19 protein-coding genes are annotated in these 20,893 nt (G+C 64.2%); 7 read left to right on the top strand and 12 right to left on the bottom strand.

The genetic code is table 11. The features are described 5' to 3' along the window. Positions 1-72: 72 nt before the first annotated feature. Genes ACRQFC_RS03310 through ACRQFC_RS03295 form a run of 4 tightly spaced genes read left to right on the top strand, consistent with a single transcriptional unit; the run spans position 73 to position 4,421 of the window. On the top strand, positions 73-1,083 hold the full coding sequence (locus ACRQFC_RS03310) for an ATP-grasp domain-containing protein (protein ID WP_284901121.1): 1,011 nt from the start codon (positions 73-75) through the stop codon (positions 1,081-1,083). After that, positions 1,080-2,306 (top strand): glycosyltransferase family 2 protein, encoded by a 1,227-nt coding sequence (locus tag ACRQFC_RS03305; RefSeq protein WP_284897197.1) that lies wholly within the window; start codon positions 1,080-1,082, stop codon positions 2,304-2,306. The genes ACRQFC_RS03310 and ACRQFC_RS03305 overlap by 4 nt, the downstream gene beginning before the upstream one ends. Continuing rightward, complete coding sequence (locus ACRQFC_RS03300; RefSeq protein WP_284897196.1) at positions 2,303-3,721, top strand: sensor histidine kinase; 1,419 nt, start codon at positions 2,303-2,305, stop codon at positions 3,719-3,721. The genes ACRQFC_RS03305 and ACRQFC_RS03300 overlap by 4 nt, the downstream gene beginning before the upstream one ends. Before the next feature lie 28 nt (positions 3,722-3,749). Next, a complete protein-coding gene (locus ACRQFC_RS03295) occupies positions 3,750-4,421 on the top strand; it encodes a response regulator transcription factor (protein ID WP_087071211.1) in 672 nt (223 codons plus the stop codon). A 71-nt stretch (positions 4,422-4,492) separates the two neighbouring features. On the opposite strand, the gene ACRQFC_RS03290 is transcribed toward ACRQFC_RS03295, so the two are convergent. The 11 genes from ACRQFC_RS03290 to proC form a co-directional block, all read right to left on the bottom strand. Continuing rightward, positions 4,493-5,020, bottom strand: a complete 528-nt coding sequence (locus ACRQFC_RS03290) for a hypothetical protein (RefSeq protein ID WP_284897195.1) — start codon at positions 5,018-5,020, stop codon at positions 4,493-4,495. A gap of 168 nt (positions 5,021-5,188) precedes the next feature. Beyond that, entirely contained in the window at positions 5,189-7,831 is a 2,643-nt protein-coding gene (valS, locus tag ACRQFC_RS03285) for a valine--tRNA ligase (RefSeq protein WP_284897194.1), read from the bottom strand. 172 nt (positions 7,832-8,003) lie between these two features. Continuing rightward, positions 8,004-8,729, bottom strand: a complete 726-nt coding sequence (locus ACRQFC_RS03280) for a tyrosine-protein phosphatase (protein WP_284897193.1) — start codon at positions 8,727-8,729, stop codon at positions 8,004-8,006. Next, positions 8,729-9,823, bottom strand: a complete 1,095-nt coding sequence (locus ACRQFC_RS03275) for a metallophosphoesterase family protein (RefSeq protein ID WP_284897192.1) — start codon at positions 9,821-9,823, stop codon at positions 8,729-8,731. The genes ACRQFC_RS03280 and ACRQFC_RS03275 overlap by 1 nt, the downstream gene beginning before the upstream one ends. Further along, positions 9,820-10,797 carry an ABC transporter ATP-binding protein gene (locus ACRQFC_RS03270; protein WP_284897191.1) on the bottom strand — a complete coding sequence of 326 codons (978 nt, stop codon included), beginning with the start codon at positions 10,795-10,797 and terminating at the stop codon, positions 9,820-9,822. The genes ACRQFC_RS03275 and ACRQFC_RS03270 overlap by 4 nt, the downstream gene beginning before the upstream one ends. Further along, positions 10,794-11,645 (bottom strand): ABC transporter ATP-binding protein, encoded by an 852-nt coding sequence (locus ACRQFC_RS03265; protein WP_284897190.1) that lies wholly within the window; start codon positions 11,643-11,645, stop codon positions 10,794-10,796. Before ACRQFC_RS03265 ends, ACRQFC_RS03270 begins: the two co-directional genes overlap by 4 nt. Further along, entirely contained in the window at positions 11,642-12,526 is an 885-nt protein-coding gene (locus ACRQFC_RS03260) for an ABC transporter permease (protein WP_284897189.1), read from the bottom strand. The genes ACRQFC_RS03265 and ACRQFC_RS03260 overlap by 4 nt, the downstream gene beginning before the upstream one ends. Beyond that, positions 12,523-13,563 carry an ABC transporter permease gene (locus ACRQFC_RS03255; protein WP_284897188.1) on the bottom strand — a complete coding sequence of 347 codons (1,041 nt, stop codon included), beginning with the start codon at positions 13,561-13,563 and terminating at the stop codon, positions 12,523-12,525. Before ACRQFC_RS03255 ends, ACRQFC_RS03260 begins: the two co-directional genes overlap by 4 nt. Next, positions 13,563-15,092 (bottom strand): ABC transporter substrate-binding protein, encoded by a 1,530-nt coding sequence (locus ACRQFC_RS03250; RefSeq protein WP_284897187.1) that lies wholly within the window; start codon positions 15,090-15,092, stop codon positions 13,563-13,565. The genes ACRQFC_RS03255 and ACRQFC_RS03250 overlap by 1 nt, the downstream gene beginning before the upstream one ends. A 123-nt stretch (positions 15,093-15,215) precedes the next feature. After that, positions 15,216-15,557 (bottom strand): hypothetical protein, encoded by a 342-nt coding sequence (locus ACRQFC_RS03245; RefSeq protein ID WP_026428508.1) that lies wholly within the window; start codon positions 15,555-15,557, stop codon positions 15,216-15,218. Continuing rightward, the gene (gene proC / locus ACRQFC_RS03240; protein ID WP_284897186.1) at positions 15,558-16,358 is read right to left on the bottom strand and encodes a pyrroline-5-carboxylate reductase; all 801 of its coding nucleotides are present in this window, start codon (positions 16,356-16,358) and stop codon (positions 15,558-15,560) included. A 146-nt stretch (positions 16,359-16,504) separates the two neighbouring features. On the opposite strand from proC, the gene ACRQFC_RS03235 reads away from it, so the two are divergent. Continuing rightward, positions 16,505-17,287 (top strand): SDR family oxidoreductase, encoded by a 783-nt coding sequence (locus ACRQFC_RS03235; protein WP_087071210.1) that lies wholly within the window; start codon positions 16,505-16,507, stop codon positions 17,285-17,287. 72 nt (positions 17,288-17,359) lie between these two features. On the opposite strand, the gene ACRQFC_RS03230 is transcribed toward ACRQFC_RS03235, so the two are convergent. After that, positions 17,360-18,109, bottom strand: a complete 750-nt coding sequence (locus ACRQFC_RS03230) for a pyroglutamyl-peptidase I (protein WP_284897185.1) — start codon at positions 18,107-18,109, stop codon at positions 17,360-17,362. Positions 18,110-18,354: 245 nt separating this feature from the next. Here ACRQFC_RS03230 and ACRQFC_RS03225 point away from each other — a divergent pair, with 245 nt between their 5' ends. Both ACRQFC_RS03225 and ACRQFC_RS03220 read left to right on the top strand, forming a co-directional pair. Next, a complete protein-coding gene (locus ACRQFC_RS03225; protein WP_284897184.1) occupies positions 18,355-18,696 on the top strand; it encodes a hypothetical protein in 342 nt (113 codons plus the stop codon). Next, positions 18,693-20,744 carry an alpha/beta hydrolase gene (locus tag ACRQFC_RS03220; protein ID WP_284897183.1) on the top strand — a complete coding sequence of 684 codons (2,052 nt, stop codon included), beginning with the start codon at positions 18,693-18,695 and terminating at the stop codon, positions 20,742-20,744. The genes ACRQFC_RS03225 and ACRQFC_RS03220 overlap by 4 nt, the downstream gene beginning before the upstream one ends. Positions 20,745-20,893 lie beyond the last annotated feature (149 nt).

The following is a 20,893-nucleotide window of genomic DNA, read 5'->3' as shown; positions in this document are numbered from 1 at the left end:
CCGCGAGCACCGTCGCACCGTCGCACCGTCCCGTTGCCCCGTTCTCTCCTTCTCTTACCTATAAGGACCATCATGATGAATCATTCTCCTCTCAGTTCCCGCCCGCGCGTGCTCGTTACCGGGGCCAGCGGCCCAGCCGGTTCCTCCCTCCTCACCCAGCTGTGGGAGCGCGGGGTTCCAGTGCTCGGCGTCGATATGGCTCCCCGTCCCCGCCCCGACGGCCTGAGAATCCTGCAATGCCCGCCGGCCACGGCCCCGGAGTTTGTGAGCGCGCTGGCCGCCATCTGCGAGGAATACTCGATTGACCTCCTCATCCCCACCGTGGATGAAGAACTCTCCGTCCTCGCACCGCTGCGCACCGCGCTGCTCCACCGCGCCCGCATCGCGGTAGCCCCCACAGCCGCGGTGGCGATTGCCGCCGATAAATGGCTCACTCACCGAGTAGCGGAGAGTAGCGGCCTGGCCGTGCCCCGCAGTTTGGAGGCTCCCACCCTCACCGAGGAAGGCGCTTATTGGCTCGGCTTCCCCTACGTGGTACGCCCGCGGGTGGCACGCGGCGGGCGCGGGGTGCGCCTGGAAACAACATTCCCACCCGCTACGCCACTGCGCGATACCGAGATGGTCTCCGCTTTCCTGCCCGGCACCGAATACTGCGCGCAGCTCTACCTGCCCGTCGCAGGAAGTTCGCCGCGCGACGGGGCGGTGAACGGTGCAGGAAGCGGCGCGCGGGACGGTGCGCGGGACGGTGCGCGGGACGGTGCGCGGCGTCGCCCCACCGTCGTCGTACTAGAAAAAACCAGTCTGGCCTCCGGGCAGCACGGAAACGCGACCGGGGTTCGGCGCGTGAATGCCCCGGATGTAGCCGAGCTGGCGCTCGCGGCGGCGCGGGTGGTGGGCCTGAGCGGCGCGGCAGATGTGGATATCCGCCGCGATACCCACGGCCGCCCCGCCCTCATCGAAATCAATGCCCGCTTCGGTGCGCATAGCGCCCACGCCCCCGAATTACTGGACGCGCTCCTGGAGGCTTACACACCCGCGGAGCCTGCTTCAGCACCCCGCGGCACGGTCGAGGTGACGGCATGACCACCCTGCTTCTCATTCTTGCCGTACCCACCCTCATCCTCACCGCGGTGACCTGGATGATGTACCCGGCTGCCATCTTGGGGGAGCTGCGTCAGCAGCCCCGCCCACTCTATGGTGCACACACCAAAGTCTCGGTGATTATCCCGGCCTACAACGAGGAAGTGGTACTCGGCGCCTGCCTGCGCTCCATCCTCGCCACCGGCTGGCGGCGTCTGGAAGTGATCGTCGTCGATGATGGTTCCACCGATGCCACCGCCGCCGTTGCCGCACCGTTTACCAGCGATCCGCGCGTCACCTTCCTCAGCAAGCCGAACGGTGGCAAAGGTAGCGCCCTGAATCTCGGTATTGCCCACGCCACCGGGGAGATCCTTATCTTCGTGGATGCTGACGGACTCTTCACCCCCACCACCATTCCGGAGCTCCTGGCAGGGTTCCGCCGCCCCGGTGTAGGCGCCGTATGCGGGAATGACCAGCCGGTCAATATCACCGGTCCCCTCACTGCGCTGCTTGCCCTCATGACCCACGTCGGAACCGGCATGACGCGCCGTGCCCTGGCACTGGTGGGAATGCTCCCCATCGTGGCAGGAAATTCCGGGGCCTTCCGCGCTGATGCGGTGCGCCGGGTAGGAGGCTTCCGGGAAGATACCCTGGGGGAGGATCTCGAGCTCACCTGGCGGATCCACTTCGCCGGCTGGGACGTGGAATTTGCGCCCCATGCCCTGGTGCTGGCCGAAGTTCCCGCCACCCTGCCCGCACTGTGGAAACAGCGAGTGCGCTGGCAACGCGGCCTCATCCAGACCGCCCGCATCCACCGCTCCCGCCTTACCTCCCCGTGGCGGCGCCCCATTGATGCCTACCTGCCCATCAATCTTTTCTCGCTCCTTGTTGCCCCGGTGCTCCAGGTCGCCACCCTCGCGGTGTGGGCGGTGGCAGCACTCAGCGGTGCGGCCCCGCACTGGATGAATGTACTGGTGGGAGCGGGACTGGTAATGGCGCTGGGAGTAACGGTGCTTTCCCTGATCTTGGATCGTGCCTGGCGCGACCTGCGCCTCCTTCCCGCCCTACCCCTGTGGCTCCCCTTCTCCTGGATGATGAGCGCCGCCACGGTGCGTGCGATCTGGCTAGAAATACGCGGAAAAGCCAGTGAATGGAATAAGCTGGAACGAACGGGCGTGCACACCGTGCCGCTCCCGCCCGCCGCCGTCGAACGGGAAACAATGTGACATCACGTCCTATTACGATTCGTTTTCGGATTGCCGCCACCATGGTCGCGCTCGTCGCGGTCGTGCTGGCGGCAACCGGCGTCGCCGTCGTCCTCACCGAAAGCCGCATGTGGCGCGCCCAGGTGGATGCCACGCTGGTGCGGGTGGCGGACGAATTTCGGGTGCTGGCCGAAAACGGAGTCGATCCGGAAACTGGGCAGCCCTTCGCCGGGCCATCCCAGCTCATCGAAACCTATCTCTCGCGCACCGTCCTCTCCGAAGCCGAAGGGGAAATGGGGATTGTGGATGGGAGAGTCGCCTGGGTGGGCGGCGATACCAGTCCGGTGCGCCCCGAGGAAGACACCGGACTGGTGCGCCATCTTCTCCCGCTTACTCGCAGCAGGGAGATAACGATGGGAACCTACGCGGGAGCCCAGCGCGAATACCGCTATATCGTGGTGCCGGTGCAGTTTTCCGACTCGCAGCCCGGCGCGCTCGTGCACGTCTACCTTCTTGACGTCATCAGTGCCCGTATCTGGAATCTCATGACGGTGCTGGCAGTGGTCTACCTGGTGGCCGTCATCGGCGTCGTCGCCATTGCCTGGCGACTGGTGGGTCAGCTGCTGCGCCCCGTGGAGCAACTGCGCGCCACGGCCGAAAATATTACCGCCAATGCGGATTTGTCCCGGCGGGTCCCGGTGGAAGGGCGCGACGACCTGGCGCGGTTATCAACGGCGATGAATACCATGCTCGATTCCCTGGAAACCATGGATGCCGATCAGCGCCAACTTTTAGACGACGTCGGGCACGAGCTACGCACCCCCATCACGATCGTGCGCGGGCACCTGGAGCTCATGGATGCCAACGATCCGAGCGACGCCGCGGATACCCGCGCCCTCGCCCTCGAAGAACTCGACCGCATGAATTCGCTGGTTGGAGATTTACTCACCCTCGCGAAGGCCGAACGATCCGATTTTGTGGTGCCCCGCGAGGTTGATATAGCCGCGCTCACGGAGCGGATCTTCGATAAAGCCACCGGACTGGGCCCGCGAGCCTGGAACCTGGGCGCCGTGGCCAGCGGGCAGGCGTACCTGGACCCGGAGCGCATCACCCAAGCGGTGCTGCAATTAGCAGCGAACGCGGTCAAATACTCCGACGAAGGCACCCCGGTGGAGATTTCCTCAAGCGTGGTAGCGGGTCGGGTGAGTTTCACGGTGGAAGACGCCGGGTGCGGGATCGCCCCGGAGGATACCGAACGTATTATGGAGCGTTTTGCGCGTGGGCGTAATACCGGGCGTTCGGAAGGCTCCGGGCTCGGACTCGCGATTGTTAGCTCCATCGCCCGGGCCCACGGTGGGGAAGTCACGGTGCGCTCACGGGTGGGGGAGGGCTCCGTATTCACCTTGAGTTTGCCCAGTGTTTACCGAGGTTCGTGATAGCCTCACAAGCGGAGAAGGGAGCATGATGAGCACCATCCTCATCGTCGAGGACGAAGAGCGCATTGCCCGCTTTATTGCGAAGGGCCTGAAAGCCGCCGGCTACACTTCCACCACCGCGTCAAGCGGTGCGCAGGCCGTTGAGCTGGCTGTTCACACTCCTTTCGATCTTATTATTTTGGATATTGGCCTGCCGGATATTGACGGTTTCGCGGTGCTCGAGCGCCTGCGCGGGCAAGGCCTGGACACTCCGGTTATTCTCCTCACCGCCCGCACCTCCGTGACGGACCGCGTAGCCGGGCTCGAGGGCGGGGCCGATGATTACATGGCGAAGCCTTTTTCTTTCGAAGAACTGCTCGCGCGTATCCGTTTGCGTTTGCGCGACGCCGCAGCCACCCCGGCACCAGCTAGCTCCGCTACTCAGCTTTCCCACGGCGGTATCATCCTGGATTTACTCTCCCACCACGCCCACGTGGGCGGGAAACAGGTGGAGCTCTCCGCCCGCGAATTTACCCTGCTGGAAACCTTTATGCGCCACCCGGGGCAGGTGCTTTCCCGCGAGCAACTCCTCTCCCGGGTCTGGGGCTACGATTTCGATCCCGGTTCCAACGTGGTGGATGTGTACGTGCGTTATCTGCGTGGGAAAATCGGGCGGGACCGTATCGAAACGGTGCGCGGAATGGGCTACCGCCTGAGCTAAGGCAGCGGGGCCTTCTCAGCGAAGGAACGGGGCTGCTAGCTCAGGCGGTAGTGCCGAGGTGTGCGACTGGTCTAGTCGTCATCCTCATCGTCCCAGTCGTCATCGTCGTTATCATCCCAATCATCGTCATCCGCGTCATCATCGTCCCAGTCATTATCGGAGTACTGGGGCGGTGCGGGGCGCGCGGGAGCCGGTGCTACCCGCTGCGGCGCGGGTGCCGGAGCCGCCGGGGCGGGAACTGGGGCCGGTGCCGGGGCGACGTTAGCGGGGGACGGGGCAGTGCCCGCGGGCGGCGTCGTCGTACTATTTGGGGCATCATCGGTGAACAGGTGCGCATTTTCGGCTACATCAACCAAAAGACTGCGCAGGGTGGCGCGCTGTGCGTTGTTAAGCGGCGGGCGCTCCGTGGGCGAAGAAGCCGACGCGGTGCTGCCAGCACCAGTGGCGCCAGCGGACGGGGAGGACGGCACCGTGACGGTGACGGCGGGGCCCACGGACTGGGGGCCGCTCCCGCTCACGGCGTGGGCAAGCTGCATCCCCAAGAAACCGAGGAGCGCCAGCCCGAGAAGTACGGCAAGAAATTTCACACGAGTTGTCATGTCCCTAAGTACACCGGAGCGAGATGACGGGGCCAGGAAACAATCATGAGAATCTTCTCATGTACGTGAAGTGGCGGGCCTGCTTTCGCAGACCCGCCACCAGGATTCACTCAATCGCGCGCCACGCTATGTGGAGCGCTGCGCCTTCGCGCCGTTGTGCTTGCGACGCTACTTCCGCTTCGGCTCCGGCTCATCCAGCTCGTAATCACCGATGGTGATCTGCTCGCCGGCCTCCGTACCCGGCGTGAAACGGAGCTCCCCGCGCACGTGGGCGGCGCGCACCAGGTCCGCGCGCACCTCCTCGAGCAGGGCGGTATTACCGCGCAGCTCCACCCGTGCGAAACTGGTGCGCTGTGACACCTTCGCCGCGGATTTCACGCCGCGCAGCACCGTGAGTGCCTGACCGGCCACCTCGAGCAGCTCCGCATTCCCGGAACCTGCCGCCTCGCGCAGCGGCGCCGCCTCCGGCCACGCCGCCCGGTGCACCGAGCCGGTACGGTACCAGCTCCACACCTCGGCGGTGGCATAGGGGATAAAGGGTGCCAGCAAGCGCAGGAAGGTATCCACCGCAATCGCCAGCGTCACCCGGGCGCTCTCCGCCTCCGGCGTATCCGAATAGGCGCGGTCCTTGACCAGCTCCAAGTAATCATCACAGAAGGTCCAGAAGGCCGTTTCGGCCACTTCCAGAGCGCGGGTGTGATCAAAAGCCTCAAAAGCGGTGGTGGCTTCCTCCACCACACGTGCCAGATCGGCCAGCAGGGCCCGATCAATCGGCTCGGTCACGCGGGAAGCATCCAGGCAGACCGGTGAACCTTCCCCGCCCATGCCCAGCGCAAACTTCGAGGCGTTGAGCACCTTCATGGCCAGACGGCGCCCCACCTTCATTTGCTTTTCGTCGAAAGCTGCGTCCACGCCCAGGCGCGCGGAGGCAGCCCAGTAGCGCACCGCGTCCGCACCGTGCCGCACCAGCAGATCCATAGGGGTCACCACATTGCCCTTGGACTTGGACATCTTCTTGTGGTCTGGATCCAGAATCCACCCGGAGATCGTGGCGTGCTTCCAGGGCAACTCCCCGAATTCCAGGTGCGCGCGCACCACGGTGGAGAAGAGCCAGGTACGGATAATGTCTTGACCCTGCGGGCGCACATCCATGGGATACACGCGCTCGAAAAGATCCTCATCGGTGAGCCACCCCCCGGCGATCTGCGGGGAGAGCGACGATGTGGCCCAGGTATCCAAAATATCGGTTTCCCCGGCGAAGCCGCCCGGCTTACCGCGCTGATCTTCGGTATAGCCTGCTGGCACATCACTGGAAGGATCCACGGGAAGGCTGGATTCCTCCGGGGTAATGACGGCGTCGTACTTCACTTCGCCGTTCTCCGAAATCTCGTACCACACCGGAATCGGCACCCCGAAGAAACGCTGGCGCGAGATAAGCCAGTCAGAGTTGAGCCCCTTGACCCAGTTGTCGTAGCGCACATGCATGAAATCGGGGTGGAAAGCCAGCTTGTTGCCGGCTTCAATGAGGTTATCGCGCAGCTCCTTACCATTTTCTTCCACGTGGGAACGCCCGCCGTTACGGATGTACCACTGGCGTGAGGTAACAATTTCGAGCGGCTTATCGCCCTTCTCAAAGAAGTTGGTCTTACGCATGGTCGGCTTCTCATCGCCGATCATTTCCCCGGTTTCCTTGAGTTTTTCCACCAGTGCCTTGCGAGCGGAGAAGGTGGTTTTCCCGGCCATCTCCGCGTACATGGCGCGCCCGGCCTCCGAGGTGATCCACTCGGGGGTATCGCGCACCAGGCGTCCGTCCTTACCAAGCACATTGTGTAGCGGCAGCTGCAATTCCCGCCACCACTCCACGTCCGTGACATCGCCGAAGGTGCAGCACATGGCGATACCGGCGCCCTTGTCCATTTCCGCCTTGGGATGGGCGAGCACCGGAACTTCCATATCGAAAATCGGCACGCGCACCGTGGTCCCGAAGAGGGGCTGGTAGCGGGTGTCATCAGGGTGCGCGATGAGGGCCACACAGGCGGGCAGCAGCTCCGGGCGGGTGGTTTCGATGACGACGTCGCCGCTCGCACCGTGGAAAGCCAGGGCATGATAGGCACCCGGATAATCGCGGGCCTCGAGCTCGGCCTGCGCCACCGCGGTTTGGAAGGTAATATCCCACAGGCCCGGGGCCTGCGCCTGGTAAGCCTCCCCGCGCGCGAGGTTACGCAGGAACGCGGTTTGGGCTACCTTCTGGGCTTTCTCTCCGATAGTCTGGTAATTCTGCTTCCAGTCCACGGACAGCCCCAGGTAGCGCCACAGGGCTTCGAATTGCTTTTCGTCTTCTTCAGACAGCTTCCAGCACAGTTCAATGAAATTACGCCGCGAAATGGGCACTTGGTCGGCGTACTTAATGGATTTTGCGCCGCCCTGGTGCGGGGGCACGAAATTCGGATCGTAGGGGAGAGACGCATCCCCGCGCACCCCGTAGTAGTTTTGAACGCGCCGCTCGGTAGGCAGGCCGTTATCATCCCAGCCCATCGGGTAGAACACCGATTTGCCGCGCATGCGCTGGTAGCGGGCCACGGTATCGGTGTGAGTATAGGAAAAAACGTGGCCGATATGCAGCGAGCCAGAGACCGTGGGCGGCGGGGTATCTACCGAAAATACTTCGGAACGGGTAGCGGTGCGGTCGAAAGCATAGGTGCCTTCTTTTTCCCACCGTTCGCTCCAGGTAGTTTCAAGACCGTCGAGAGTGGCACGGTCCGGTACCTCCGTGTGATCGAGGAGTTCGGACTCTTGGTTAAAAGTAGTCATGGGGCTATTGTTTCACGCCCCGTGCGCTGCGGGAAACTGCGCCATACGTGAGAGGGGCGACGGCGCAGCTACGGCGCGCGGTGCTCGGGCACCATTAGGGTGCTCTCCGGCGCCGTCGGGATGGGGGCTGACGCCGTGGGTACGCCGGTGCTGCCGGCGGGGCACAGCCCCGTTAGCGGCTGGTATCCGGTTCCACCAGGTGGGCGCGCAACAGCTCAAAAACAGCCGGGTCGATCCCGTGCCCGAGGAGGTACTCGCGCGCGCCGCCGGCCGCTTCGATGTGCACCGTGGCGGCGCTCAAGGCTTCTTCGGTCACGTATACGGCGCGGTGCGCGGCGGCCCCCGGGATATATTCGCGCCCCATCACGAAAGCAAGATCTTCCTGGTAGCTTTCGCCCAGCGCCGTGGCAGAAGTGAGGTAATCAGCCAAGATTGTTTCGCGGCTCGCCCCCAGGATGGAGAGGATAAGCCCGGTGACCACCCCGGTGCGGTCCTTACCTGCGGTGCAGTGGATAAGCACCCCGCCTTCGGCCGATAATTCCGCCGCCGCGGTGACCGCCTGCGCCAATTGCCCACCGAAATTACGGGCCATCTGCATATACAGGTCGGCAAGCTCAGACCACTCCAGGTGGGCAAGCTGATTATTGAAAATAGGCACAGAGGCAACGCTCACCCCGTAATCTGCCCAATTGGTGGTGCCGGCGCGTTCAGCGTCGTCGCGCAAATCAATAACGCCGGTAATACCCTGCGCTCTCAAAAAATCTCCCAGGCTGTCATCGTGGCGGAACGCCGCGGAAGAACGCAGCAGGGCGCGCTCGCGGATATGCCCGCCGATCACCGGGGTGCCGCCCAGGGAACGGAGATTATGCAGGCCGAGGGGCAGGCGTGGAGAAGTCATCACTGTCCTTTCGATCCGGTGCCAAGCGTGTTTTCCAGGAGGTAGGAACCCGGGCCGTCCCAGGCCAGCGGGTCGCTCGGGCTCCAGCCGGGCCGCCCGGCGCGCCTCCCGATAGTCACTACTTCTTCCGGACTATACGCAAAGATTTCCTCGCCCGGCTCTATGCCGCCAGACGGTGCCGCCACGGAGCCATCCAGGTAGGTAATATCCTGCTGGATACTGGCCTCGCTTAGCTGCACCACCGAAAAAGCCGAACGGGCTCGCGCGCTTTCCCATTCGGGACCCCGCCCGAGCGTAGTTTCATTGGCGAGGGCTGGGCCAACCACCACCGGCACCCCGCCAGCGCGCCCGCGCCCGGCCAGATGGTAGTGACCCGCCAGCACGAGGTCGGGCGCCACCTCCCAGGATTGGAAACCCTGCGCCAGGCGCGGGGCGTCCATGAGGCGCAGCGCCCCGTGGAGCACCGTAGGGGCCGCCAGCGGCGGGTGATGGAGCACGAGGACGGAGCGGAGCGGCTCATCGCCCGCCCCGTGGAAGTACCCACCGGCGCCGGCCGGTGACGGCGCACCCCCCGCCGCGGGTGCCCCGCCCGCCGTGGGCGCCTCGCCCGCCATGGGTGCGACGTCCATCGTGGGTGCACTGTTAGCGTTGGTCACAGCATCTTCGATACGGTGAATCTGTTCACCGAGGTAGCCGAAGCCGCGCCCGGGAACGGAGCTATCTGCCGCAACGAAGCGCCAGCGCGCCTCTCCCACCGTGATATCGGTGATGGAAAAAATCGGGTCCAGGGGCGCGCCGGGCAGGTCGAGGGCCTCGCGCATCGCCGCGCGCCGGTCATGATTCCCGCAGGCCCAAATCACCGGCGCACCCCACCGCTGCGCGAGCGGGGCAAGGGTCTGGGCCGCGAAGGCGTAGGACGCAGGGGTGCCGTCATCGGAAATATCCCCGGAGATCACGATGGCGTGGCAGGGCGCGAGCTCACCGGCACCGGTCACGGCCGCTTCCAGCAGCCCGGAGGTGTCAATTTTTCCGTAATGGCGGGCGCGCTCGGCTAGAAGGTGGGTATCGGACAGGTGCAGGATGCGCAGGCTCATAGGTCATCGTCTCCCTCGGATGGCGTGGCGGATACGGTGGGCGCGGTGGGCGTGGCGGGTACGGTGGGCACGGTGGGCACGGTGGGCACGGTGGGCGCGGTGCGCGGCGCGGCATTCTCCGGTCGTGGCGCTTCGGGCAGCAGCGGCACCGCCGCAATAAGTTCCCGGGTGGCCGGGTGGCGCGGGTGCTCCAGCACCTGCGCCGTGGGGGCATATTCGACGACGGCGCCCCCGCGCAGCACCAGGGTGTCCTCGCATAGATTCTGGACAATGCCCAAGTCGTGGGAGATGACAATGAGGGTGAGATCCAGGCGGGCGCGCAGATCATGGAGCAGCTCAAGGACGGTGGCTCGCACCGACACGTCGAGCGCGGAGACGGGCTCGTCGGCAATAAGAACCTTAGGTTGGCAGGCCACGGCGCGTGCAATTGCCACCCGCTGGCGTTGCCCGCCCGAAAGCTCATGCGGATAGCGCGAACCCCACTCCGGGTTGAGGTCCACGGCGGCCAGCGCATCACGCACCATCTCCCGGTGTTTGCCCGGAACGCGCAGCAGACGCAGCGGTTCTTCAATAATCCGGCCCACCGTCATGCGCGGATTGAGGGAAGCGAAAGGATCTTGCAGCACCAGTTGGACCTCGTGGCGCAGCCGGGTTACCCCGAGCTTCCCGTAGCGCACCTCCTGGCCCCGGTAGGTGATCGATCCGCCGCTCGGCTCAAGTAAGCCGAGCATCATGCGGCTAAGCGTGGTTTTCCCCGAGCCGGATTCGCCAATAATTCCTAGCGACCGCCCTGCACGTACGTCGAAAGACGTGGGTGCCAGAGCCAGGGTGCTTCCGTAGGATTTAGTGACGTTCTGGCAGCTGAACAGCACATCCCCGGCTTCAACGGGCCAGTCCTTTTCCAACGGTGCGCGGGAGGTCATGCGCAGGGCGGCCTCGCGCGGATCCCAGGTTTTTTCCGGTGTGCTTGTCATGATTGGTCACCTCCGGGCACCAGCGAGCTTCGCGGATCACCCGCCTGCGTATCGCCGCCCCGCCCTGCCGGGCGCTGCAAACTAGTGGCACGGGCCGCGGCCACGAGGCCCTGGGTGTAGGGATGGACGGGGCGGAGCAAAATATCTTCGGCGCTGCCTTCTTCCACCAATTCGCCCCGGCGCAGCACGAGGATGCGTTCGGAGGTGTGGTAGGCCACTGCCATATCGTGGGTGATCATAAGAACGGCGGTGCCGTGCTCGCGGGCGGCATCATCCATGAGCTGCAAAATATGGGCCTGCACCGTGGCATCCAGGGCGGTTGTCGGTTCGTCGGCGATCAGGAGGGCGGGGGCCAAACTCATCGCCATGGCAATAACCACGCGTTGGCGTTGCCCTCCGGAGAGCTCATGGGGGAAGCGGTTAATAATACGCTCGGGGCTGGGGAGCTCGACCATGCGGGCCAGCTCGCTGGCCCGCTGCGTCGTCGCCGATTTTTTTAATCCCGTATGAATACGCGAAGCCGCCACCAACTGGTGCTTAATACGCACCACCGGATTGAGTGCCGTATGCGGTTCCTGGAAAATGCAGCCGATACGGCGCCCCCGAATTTTCTGGAACTCCGCGTCCGAAGCACCCACCAATTCGCGCCCCTCGAAACGAATCGAACCGGTCACGCGCGCCGCCCGGGGGAGGAGCCCCTGGATCGCCATCGCCGTCATCGATTTTCCAGACCCGGATTCCCCAATAAGGCAGACGCGCTCCCCGGCCTCCACCGTGAAGGACACTCCCCGCACCACTTCGGTGGAGCCGAAAGCCACGGTGAGATCACGTACCTCAAGAAGGCTCATCGTGTCTCCCTTCCGCGCGGATCGAGTACGTCGCGCAGGCCGTCCCCCAAGAGGTTAAATCCGATAATCGTCAGGACAATCGCGGTGGCTGGAATGAGAATAACCGTCGGGTGGGAATACATGAAGCTCTGGTAGGTGGAGAGCATGCGCCCCCAGGACGGCGTGGGTGGCGGGGTGCCCAGCCCCAGGTAGGACAGCCCCGCTTCCGCAAGGGTGGCCGTTCCCATGATTTGGGTGATGCGCACGATCAGCGTGGGTGTGATCGCCGGGAAAATATGGCGCGAAAGAATCCACCAGGAACGCGCCCCCGCGGCCACCGCCAGGAGCACGTGATCGGAGGCGGTGGCACGGCGCAATTCGGGTAGGACGGTGCGGGTGACCGCCGGGGCGGAGCCCAGTCCGATAGCAACGGTGGAGGTGAGGGTGGAGCCGGAAAATGCGGTGACGAGAATGAGGGCAATGATGAGGGTGGGGAACGCGACCCACACATCGGTGAGCCGCTCCGTCAGGGAACCGAGCCAACGCGGGGCATAGACGATAATCGAGGCGAGGAGCAGCCCGACCACCAGGGCCACCGCTGCCCCGCCCACGCTGGTGAGCACCGTGACCCGCGAACCGAGCACCATGAGGGAGAAAATATCACGCCCCAGCTGGTCGGCACCGAACCAATGCGCCCCGTTCGGGCGGGCCCAGGAGGCCCGCGCATCCACACTTTCGGGATCATAAGGCACCCAGATGAAGGACAGCAGGAAGGTGGCCAGCACCGCCAGTACCACGACGGTGCCGATGAGGCCGGCCGGATTGCGCAGCAGCGCCCGCAGGCGGGCCTTCCACGGGGAAGCCGCGGAAAGAGCCCGCAGGGCCGGAGATGGGGTACTCATCGCAACCTCACTCTCGGGTCGAGGAGGCGGGAGGCCACATTGGAGAGCATCATGAGGAGAATAACCGCCCCGGAGAGCACCATGAGGAAGCCCTGGACGGTAACAATATCGCGGGTGGATACGCTGGCAACCAGATGGTGCCCGATGCCGGGAAGTGCGAAGACCTGTTCAACCACCACGGTGCCCATGAGGAGGGCCGCGGCGTCGAGTGCGATAACGGCGAGGAGGGGAAGCCAGGCGTTCCGCAGTGCCTGGGTGAGGAGGGCGCGCCGGCGGCTCATGCCCTGGGCGCGGGCGGTGCGCACATAATCCTGGCCGAGCTGTTCCAGCACGGCGGAGCGCACGTAGCGCACCAGTCCCGCTGTTTGCGGAATCGCGAGGGTAATGGCGGGCAGGATGAGGCTACGGAGCGCCGCCCCCGGATCGCCCCATCCTTCGCGCGGGAACCCGGTGGAGGGAAGATGGAGCGGGGTCGCCAGGTACATGACGAGCAGCATCCCCACGATGAACGTGGGGATCGCGATACCCAGTTGGGAAAGCCAGGAAACTAGGCGCCCGGCCAGGGTGGTGGAACGAGCCGCGGCATACACCCCGATCACCAAGGCAAAAACAACCGCCAAACTCAAGGACATGAGCGCGAGCGGCACGGTGACCTGGAGCTTCGTGACGAGCTCGTGGGTCACGGAAAGGGAAGAAAAGGGTGAGGTGCCGAAATCGCCGGTGAGGGCGGCGCCTAACCAGCTCAGGTACTGGATGATAAGCGGACGATCCCAGCCGTGCTCGGCCCGGATCGCCTCAATTTGCGCATCGGTAGCATCCAGGCCCCCCATGATGACAGCCGGGTCACCGGGCAGGGTGTGGAGCGCGAAAAAAATCACGAAGGAGGCGAGGAGTAACGCCGCCACCGCCCATCCCAGCGCGGCGAGCACGATGCGGGCGGTGCGCGACGTCGTGGTGCGGAGCACCGTTTCGCGGTCCACGGTGCCGGAGACGCTATGCACCCCCGGCACCTGCGCGAGCGCGAGTGGTTCAGCCATTAACGCGCAACCTGAATATCAGCGGCGTAGAAGCGAGAACCGGTCCGGTTGGTCGGGAATCCGGAGACCCCTTCCCGGGAGAAAATAATGGCCTTGGGACTGTAGAGCCAATCCGAGGCGGCATCTTCGGAAACGAAAGCGGCCAGTTCACCGAGCTTCTTATCGCGTTCTTCCAGCGAGCTGGCGGTCATCGCTTCTTTATTGAGCTGCTGGGCCTGCGCGCTGTCGTAATGCCAGTAGTAGCTGGGGTTGGAATAGTAGGTGAGGGTCCACGGATCCACGTGGAGCACCATGGTCAGATCGTAATTTCCCCCGCGGTAGACCTCATCGAGCCAGCTAGAAAACTCCATCCGGTCAATCGTCACATTAATGCCGATCTCCTTGAGCTGAGCGGCCACATATTCGGAAATAGCCGAATCGTAATTATTGGCCACCCGCAGGTTGAGGGAGAGATTCTCAAAACCGGCCTTTTTGAGCAGCTCGCGGGCGGCTTGGGGATCATACGAATCAATCTCGTTGAGGGAATCGCTCCACCAGGCCATCCCGGGGGAGACCATGGAACCGACCCGCACCATAGTCCCGCCGAGCGCGGTAATGAGGCCGTCCTTATCGATACCCTTGCGGATAGCGGTGCGCACATCCTTATTGGCCAGCGCCGGGTTGGAGTGGTTGAAACCAAGCGTCATCCACGAGGTTTCGGTGCCCTGCGAGGTAATAATCGCCGGGTCGGCAGCGAAACGCTCCACCGTATCGGTGTTCTGGGTGGTGAGAATATCAATTTGCCCCGAGGCAAGCGCATTAGCGGCGGCGGTCTGGTCCGCGTAATAGTGGTAGACCACTTCCTTGGTGCCGGCCGGATCACCCCAGTAATTATCGTTACGCTCCAGGGTGATGGTGGAGCCGGTCTTCCACTCACCGATGGTGAAAGGCCCGGTGCCGTTCGATTCCTTATTTAAATCGACCGTATTATCGGAGGGCACCATCATGGCGGCATCCGTGGACATGCTGTCCAAGAAATTCATATTCGGTTCGGAAAGGGTGACGACGACGGTATGCGGGTCGGAAGCCTGCGCTGATTTAAACGTGCGCATGAGCTTATGATCGGGATTCTTCGACCCCTCAGCAGCAGAAGCTTCCAGGGTGGCCACCACATCCGCGGCATCAAAATCGGAACCGTCGTGGAATTTCACCCCTTCGCGCAGATGGAAGGTGTAGTTGAGCCCATCCTCGGAAATATCCCAGGAGGTGGCAAGAGCCGGCAAAATATCGCCATTTTCGGCGCGGCGGGTGAGTCCTTCATAAACATTATCGATAACAAGCTGATCGAGGGCCGCGCCGGAGACCGAGGTCGGATCCAGGCCGGTGGGTTCCAAAATAAAACCAACGTGCACCGAAGCATCCGGGTTCGCATTCTGAACCGGGGCCGGGCCGCTGGCGGGGGAGGAAGCCGCATCGGAGGGCGGGTTGGTTGAGCATCCGGACAGCGCGAGTCCGGCAACGAGCAGGGCGACGCCCGCTAAACGCTTCATATCTGTTCCCATCAGGTAGTGAAGTCAAAATATGGCTCGGCGCATCTCAGCTCGGACACGTCGCCATATATGTATCTATCGAGTCAATGTGAACCGTTGGAAAACGTGGAGTTAAAAGGCGAGCTACCTCTCCTTTGCGTCAGTATCGCGGATAGAGCGGGACGCGCGGGTCCCGGGTTTGGCACGCTTGGCGCGCCGGCGAGCCTCAGCGGCTTCGCTTTCCAGATCGTGCACCACGAGGCGAGCGTGGCGCGCGGTCAAGATGGGGTGGATTTTTTTCGCGGCGCGCATGGCGGTGGCGGTTCCCTCCGCCGCGGCCGTCAAAATACGTTCTTTTTCTTCCGCGGTCCATTCGTGGGTGCGCATAAAACGCAGCGAGCGCGCTTCGCGCAGCATGGAAATTCCCCACAGCAGCAGCACCACCAGGAAAATCCCAGCGAAGCCGAGGATTGACAGTCCGTTCATTTAGCTGAGATTCCTATCTTTATCGATACTGGCTTGCACGCCGCGTACGACGGCCGCCCCGAAACCGGCGCGTTCTAATTCCACCACACCGGCCACGGTGGTGCCTCCCGGGGACTGCACCGTATCGGCCAAATCGGCCGGGGAGAGCTCACTTGCGAGCACCAGGCGCGCCGCACCTTCCACCGCCTGTGCAGCGATGCGCACCGCCTGCGCGGCCGGGAGCCCATCGGCAACGGCGGCACGTTTGAGGGCATCAATATAAGTAAAAGTGAAAGCCGGGGAACATCCGGCGAGCGCGGAAAAGACGGAAAAATATTTTTCTTCTAGGGTGATATGGGCACCCACGGCGGCGAAGACCTCCCGCACCGCGTCCTGCTGAGCGGGGGTGACGGAGCTCGAGAAGCACAGCGCCGTCATGGAGGCGCGCACACTGGCGGCCACATTCGGCATGGCGCGCACGAGCGGCTGACCCGGGGCGAGATGGCGGGCGAGGGTGGCAAGCTCAAGGCCCGCCGCGATAGAGACGATAACGGTGCCAGATTCCCGTGCGACGTCGTTAATTTCTTCTAGAACATCCGCAACCGCGTACGGTTTCACGGCGACGACGACGATTCCGTCACCCACGGCCGTGACCAGCTCGGTATTCGAGGTGGCCGGGCGCGCCCCCGTTTCCTCCGCGAAGTCGCGCGCCGCCTGCGCATCTTTCGCAGAAACGACGACGGACGCCGGATCCGCGCCCGCGGCAAGCACCCCGCGCGCCAGGGCCCCGCCCATATGTCCGGTTCCAATAAAGCCGATCACGAGCAATTCCTTTCTACCAGCTAGGCCCGGTGCTCCCGCAGCGGCGCTGAGCGAACACCGGGTATGCTCTCCGCGTTTTATTTTAGGCTGAAGAAAGGTGTTTTATGGCCGGCGTGGCTCTCACCCGGCAGAACGGAGGGTTTGACATGTCACATCGAGTACTTGTAACCGGAGCATCCAGCGGCATCGGGGCGGCGAGCGTCCGCGCCTTATGCGCGGCCGGATTTGAGGTGATCGCCACCGCACGGCGCGAAGATCGGCTCCGCCAGCTCGCCGAACAAACCGGGTGCAGCTACGTGGTGGCGGACTTGACGGAGGAAGGCGACGTCGCACGGCTCGCCGCCACCGTGGCGGAAGCTGGCGGGGTGGACTCCCTGGTCAATAACGCAGGTGGGGCCCGCGGGCAGGACAAGGTGGCGGACGCAAAAATCGAGGACTGGGAGTGGATGTACCGCGTGAACGTGCTCGGTACCCTGCGCCTCACCCGCGCCCTGCTCCCGCATATGCGGGAGAACGGTGGGAGTATCCTCTTTGTGACCTCCACGGCGGCGCAGGAAACCTACGTGGGCGGGGCCGGATACACGGCGGCCAAGCACGCCGAACGCATGATTAAAGACACCCTGCGTCTGGAACTGGTGGGCGAACCGGTACGGCTCATGGAGCTGCGCCCCGGCATGGTGATGACGGAGGAGTTTTCTAAGAATCGCCTCGGCTCGGACGCGGCGGCGCAGAATGTTTATGCCGGCGTGGCTGAGCCGCTCCTGGCCGAGGACATTGCCGAGACGGTGGTCTGGATGCTTTCCCGCCCCGCCCACGTCAATATCGATTCGGTGGTGATCCGCCCCGTGGCCCAGGCGAATTCCTGGACGGTGGCCCGCACCGGCAGCGACGTGGTGGATCTGCCTTCCTCAGGTCTGGATGGGGAGTAGGCGCGCCGTTCTCCACTTGCGCCGGTGACGGGGCACTGGGGCGCCGGCGCCGTGTCGGTATCGTGCTGGAAACTAGCGGGTCTGAGCGACCTGCCGGGCAAGCTCCGCAATCGCCGCGGCGATCCCGAGGCCGAGCTCATCAAAGGTGGTGGCAGGCCGGGGGAGCGCCGGGGCGGTGGTTTCGATTGACGGTGCGGCGTGGGCCGTGTCGGTTAGCGCGGCGGCATGCGCCGTCTTGGTCCGTGGTGTGGGCTGCGGCGCGGGCTGGGACGCCGCAGCGGACGGTGCGTCGGTTTCCGCGCCCACCGTGGCCGCCCCAACGGTGCGCAGGGCCGGTACGTGAATGAAGATGCCGGGAACGGGAAGCTGGGCCACGCGGTAGGCAATGTTATTGCAGAGGTAGCGCCCCGGATCTCGGCTTGTTTCCGCATTGATACCGGCCCCGTTAATAGCGCGGGTAATATCCGCCACCAGCACGGGGCTTGCGGCGATAGCAGGCCCTCCCGCAATCACGGGTTCGCCATCGGGTTGGGCTCCCGCATTATCCGGAATCCGGGCGATATTCTCATTAAAAGCTTGGAGCTCCGGGGTGATAGCGCTACGCCCGCCCGCTTCTCCGATGGCAATGACCGCATCGGGGTGAAAACGTTCCACCGCCTCGGCCAGCACCTTCCCGGCACTCGCGAACACCACCGGCAACATGGCCGTCGCGACCTCCACCTCGCAAGGAAGATCCATATCTCGAAGATGAGGGATGGAGCGCAGCGCTGCCTCCCGGCTCGCATTTTCGGTATCGGCACCAAAAGGCTCAAAAAAAGTCACTAAAACACGCACACTTCACCCTACCGCGCCCCTATCTGTGGATAACTACACGCGCCGAACTCCGCCTGTGGATGGGCCCTGGACGGATCTTTTCCTGCCTGGCACCATCAGCTCAAGCGTCTGGCAGGGGGAGCCGGCGCCCAGAAAACAAGCGGCGCCTGCTTAACGAAAGTAAGCGGCGCCAGCGCACAGAAGTCAAACGTAGACAGCGCAAAGGAAACGGGAGTGAACAAGGGGAGGTCACGGTGGATGGTGTTCTTATCACGGAGTCTGCAACGGCGGAGCTGCGCGCCGCGCTCGCGGACGTGAGTGCCGCGCTGGCTCCGCTGCGGGTGAATACCGTGCCGGGAGCGGTGGCGGCGGCATTGGCTGGCACCCCGCCGCCGGCCAGCGTGAGCGCGGGATGCGCGGCCCTGGATAGGCACACCCGCGATATCGCGGCCCGAGCCGATGAGCTAGCCGCCTCCCTCGCCCTGGCCTGGCGCATCTACCAGGAGGCAGATACCGCGGCCGGGGCGGATATTTCTGCTCTGGACATTGCGGGCACGAATATTTCTGGTTTGGATATCGCAGGGGTTGGAAGATGAAAGATCTCAGGGTGACGTGGGGGCAACTGTGCGGCTGGAATGGGTCCCTGCTCGGTGCGGTTCTCGGTGAGGTAGCGGCTGTACGCCGGCGCTGTGAAGAAGCTAGCTGGCAACTGCGCCAGCTAGCCGCGCGCTCCTTGAAGGGTGCATGGGAAGGCTACGGGGCGCGTGCCTTCCTCTCCGATGTGCGGGCCCTGGCCGCGCGCGCTGCCGCGCACACCGATCATATTGACCACCTTATCCAGGCCCTCGGGGAGGCCCAGCATAAAATCACCCGCACCCAAACGGCCGTGAGCGAAGCACTTTCCCGGGCGGCGGCTTCCGGAATGGAGATTACCCCCACCGGTGAGGTTATCGATCCACTGGATGGTGCGGATGCGACCGGGGTAGCGGATTGGGGACGCCGCCAGGTAGCGGTCCTTATTCGGGCGGAGGTAGAGGAAGCCTACGGGTCGGCCGATAATACCCTCAGCTATCTGGACACGGTTTTCACGCAGCTGGCTGCCGGGCAGATAGCCCCGGAAGCTCGCACCAACCACTACCATTCGGTCGGGCGGGTGCCGGTTGGGAAAAGCGCGACCTATGTGCAGGCATGGTGGGCATCCCTGGGCGATGCCGAGCGCTCTTATGTGCTCGCCCATTACCCCCAGGATCTGGGAAATTTGGACGGAATACCCTACGCGGTGCGGGACCGCGCCAATATTGCCGTTGCCCGCCATGACGAAGAGATGGCCCGCGCCTACTACGATCCGATCCTGGCCGAGCTCTCCGCGGAGATCGCCAGCGCCCAGGCGGATCTTGAGGGTAATTTAGGGAAAACTGATCGGGAGATTCGCACCGCCCAGCTTGGTGCGGCCCAGCTGCGTTATGCCACTATCACCGCCAACCTGGCTGCTTACGTCATGATCCGCACCCAGCGCGGCTTGGATCGCAATTGGCGCGAGCATATCTCCGCGGCCCCGGTTCGCTCTGCTTCGCCCCAGGATTCGAAGCGGAACTCGTCGCCACCCGCCGCGCGACTGTCCGCGGGGCGCGCAGCTCCGGCGCGCTCACCCGCGCCGCGTTTCTCTCCGCTGGCAGGCCCCGCCAAGTCCGCCAAGTCCGCCCAGTCCGCCCAGTCCGGCCAGCCGCGCCAGCTCCTCGTGTATCGCGGGCCGAACCGGGCCCGCACCGGAACCGGTGCAGAATTGCGCACCATCCAGGTGGCCCTAGCCCAAGGGAATGTGGATACCGCCTCGTCTATCACCATCGAGGTGGGCGGAATGACCACCAATGTGGTGAATTCCCTTGATTCCCATATGGAAGCGGCCGGCCGCTTGACTACCCTCCAGCAGGAAATTCTCACCGCTCGCGGGGAAACGGGAAGCCCCGCGGTGGTGACCTGGTTTGATTACGCCGCCCCGCAAAGCGCGCTGGATTCCTCCCTCTACACCCCGGCGCGGGCCCAGGAAGGCGGGGCCAGCCTAGCGCGCTTCGCCGAGGGAATTGCTCAGGTCCGCGGGGAAGATCGCCCGCGTATCAATCTGCTGGGGCATTCCTACGGTTCGGTGACGGCCTCAGCGGCCGCGGAGCGGGCTAGGCCCGGCGTCGTCGATACTCTTGTGGTGTACGGAACACCCGGGGTCGTGGCCGAAGGATGGGATATGAATACCGGGGCGCACGGGGTCGGAAGCGCCGCCTCCAATCACGTCCTTTCCAATAAGAAAGACATTATTAACGTGGTCAATGCGTTGGGCGGGGGAGCGGTGTCGGGCGGGCATACCGACGCGCTCGGCTTCAATCCGCGCCAGGACCCGGATTTCACCGCGCATCATTTCTCCGGGCGCGGCGGTTTCTTCTCCCAGCATTCGGAATATTTGGAAAACGCGGATTCCCCGCAGATGCGCGAACTGGCGCGCATCACCACGGAGCCTGGCACGGGGCCCGGCGTACCGCCAGCCACGGAGCCTGGGGCGGAGCCCGCAACGCTTGCGCCGCCCCGCGAGCCACCCGCCGGAGCTGCGCCGTCGCCCCAAAACCCACCGGTCCGCCCGCCACCCGGAAGCTAGATGCGCCCCGCGCGCGGAAGGGCTACAATGAGCGGCGTTGGCTATGACCCGGCAATCACCGGTGAGCTCTCGGAAGAACAGCCGCGCGGCCCTGCCCCGCAGCCCAGTAGAACCGAGCGGGTGGATCCGTCAGCGTCCTAATGAAGCGG

The organism is Actinotignum inguinis (assembly GCF_051265835.1).
In the GTDB taxonomy this organism is placed as follows: Bacteria; Actinomycetota; Actinomycetes; order Actinomycetales; family Actinomycetaceae; genus Actinotignum; species Actinotignum timonense.
Note: the sequence above shows the minus strand (reverse complement) of the source record. Positions and strands in the feature narration are given on the sequence as shown.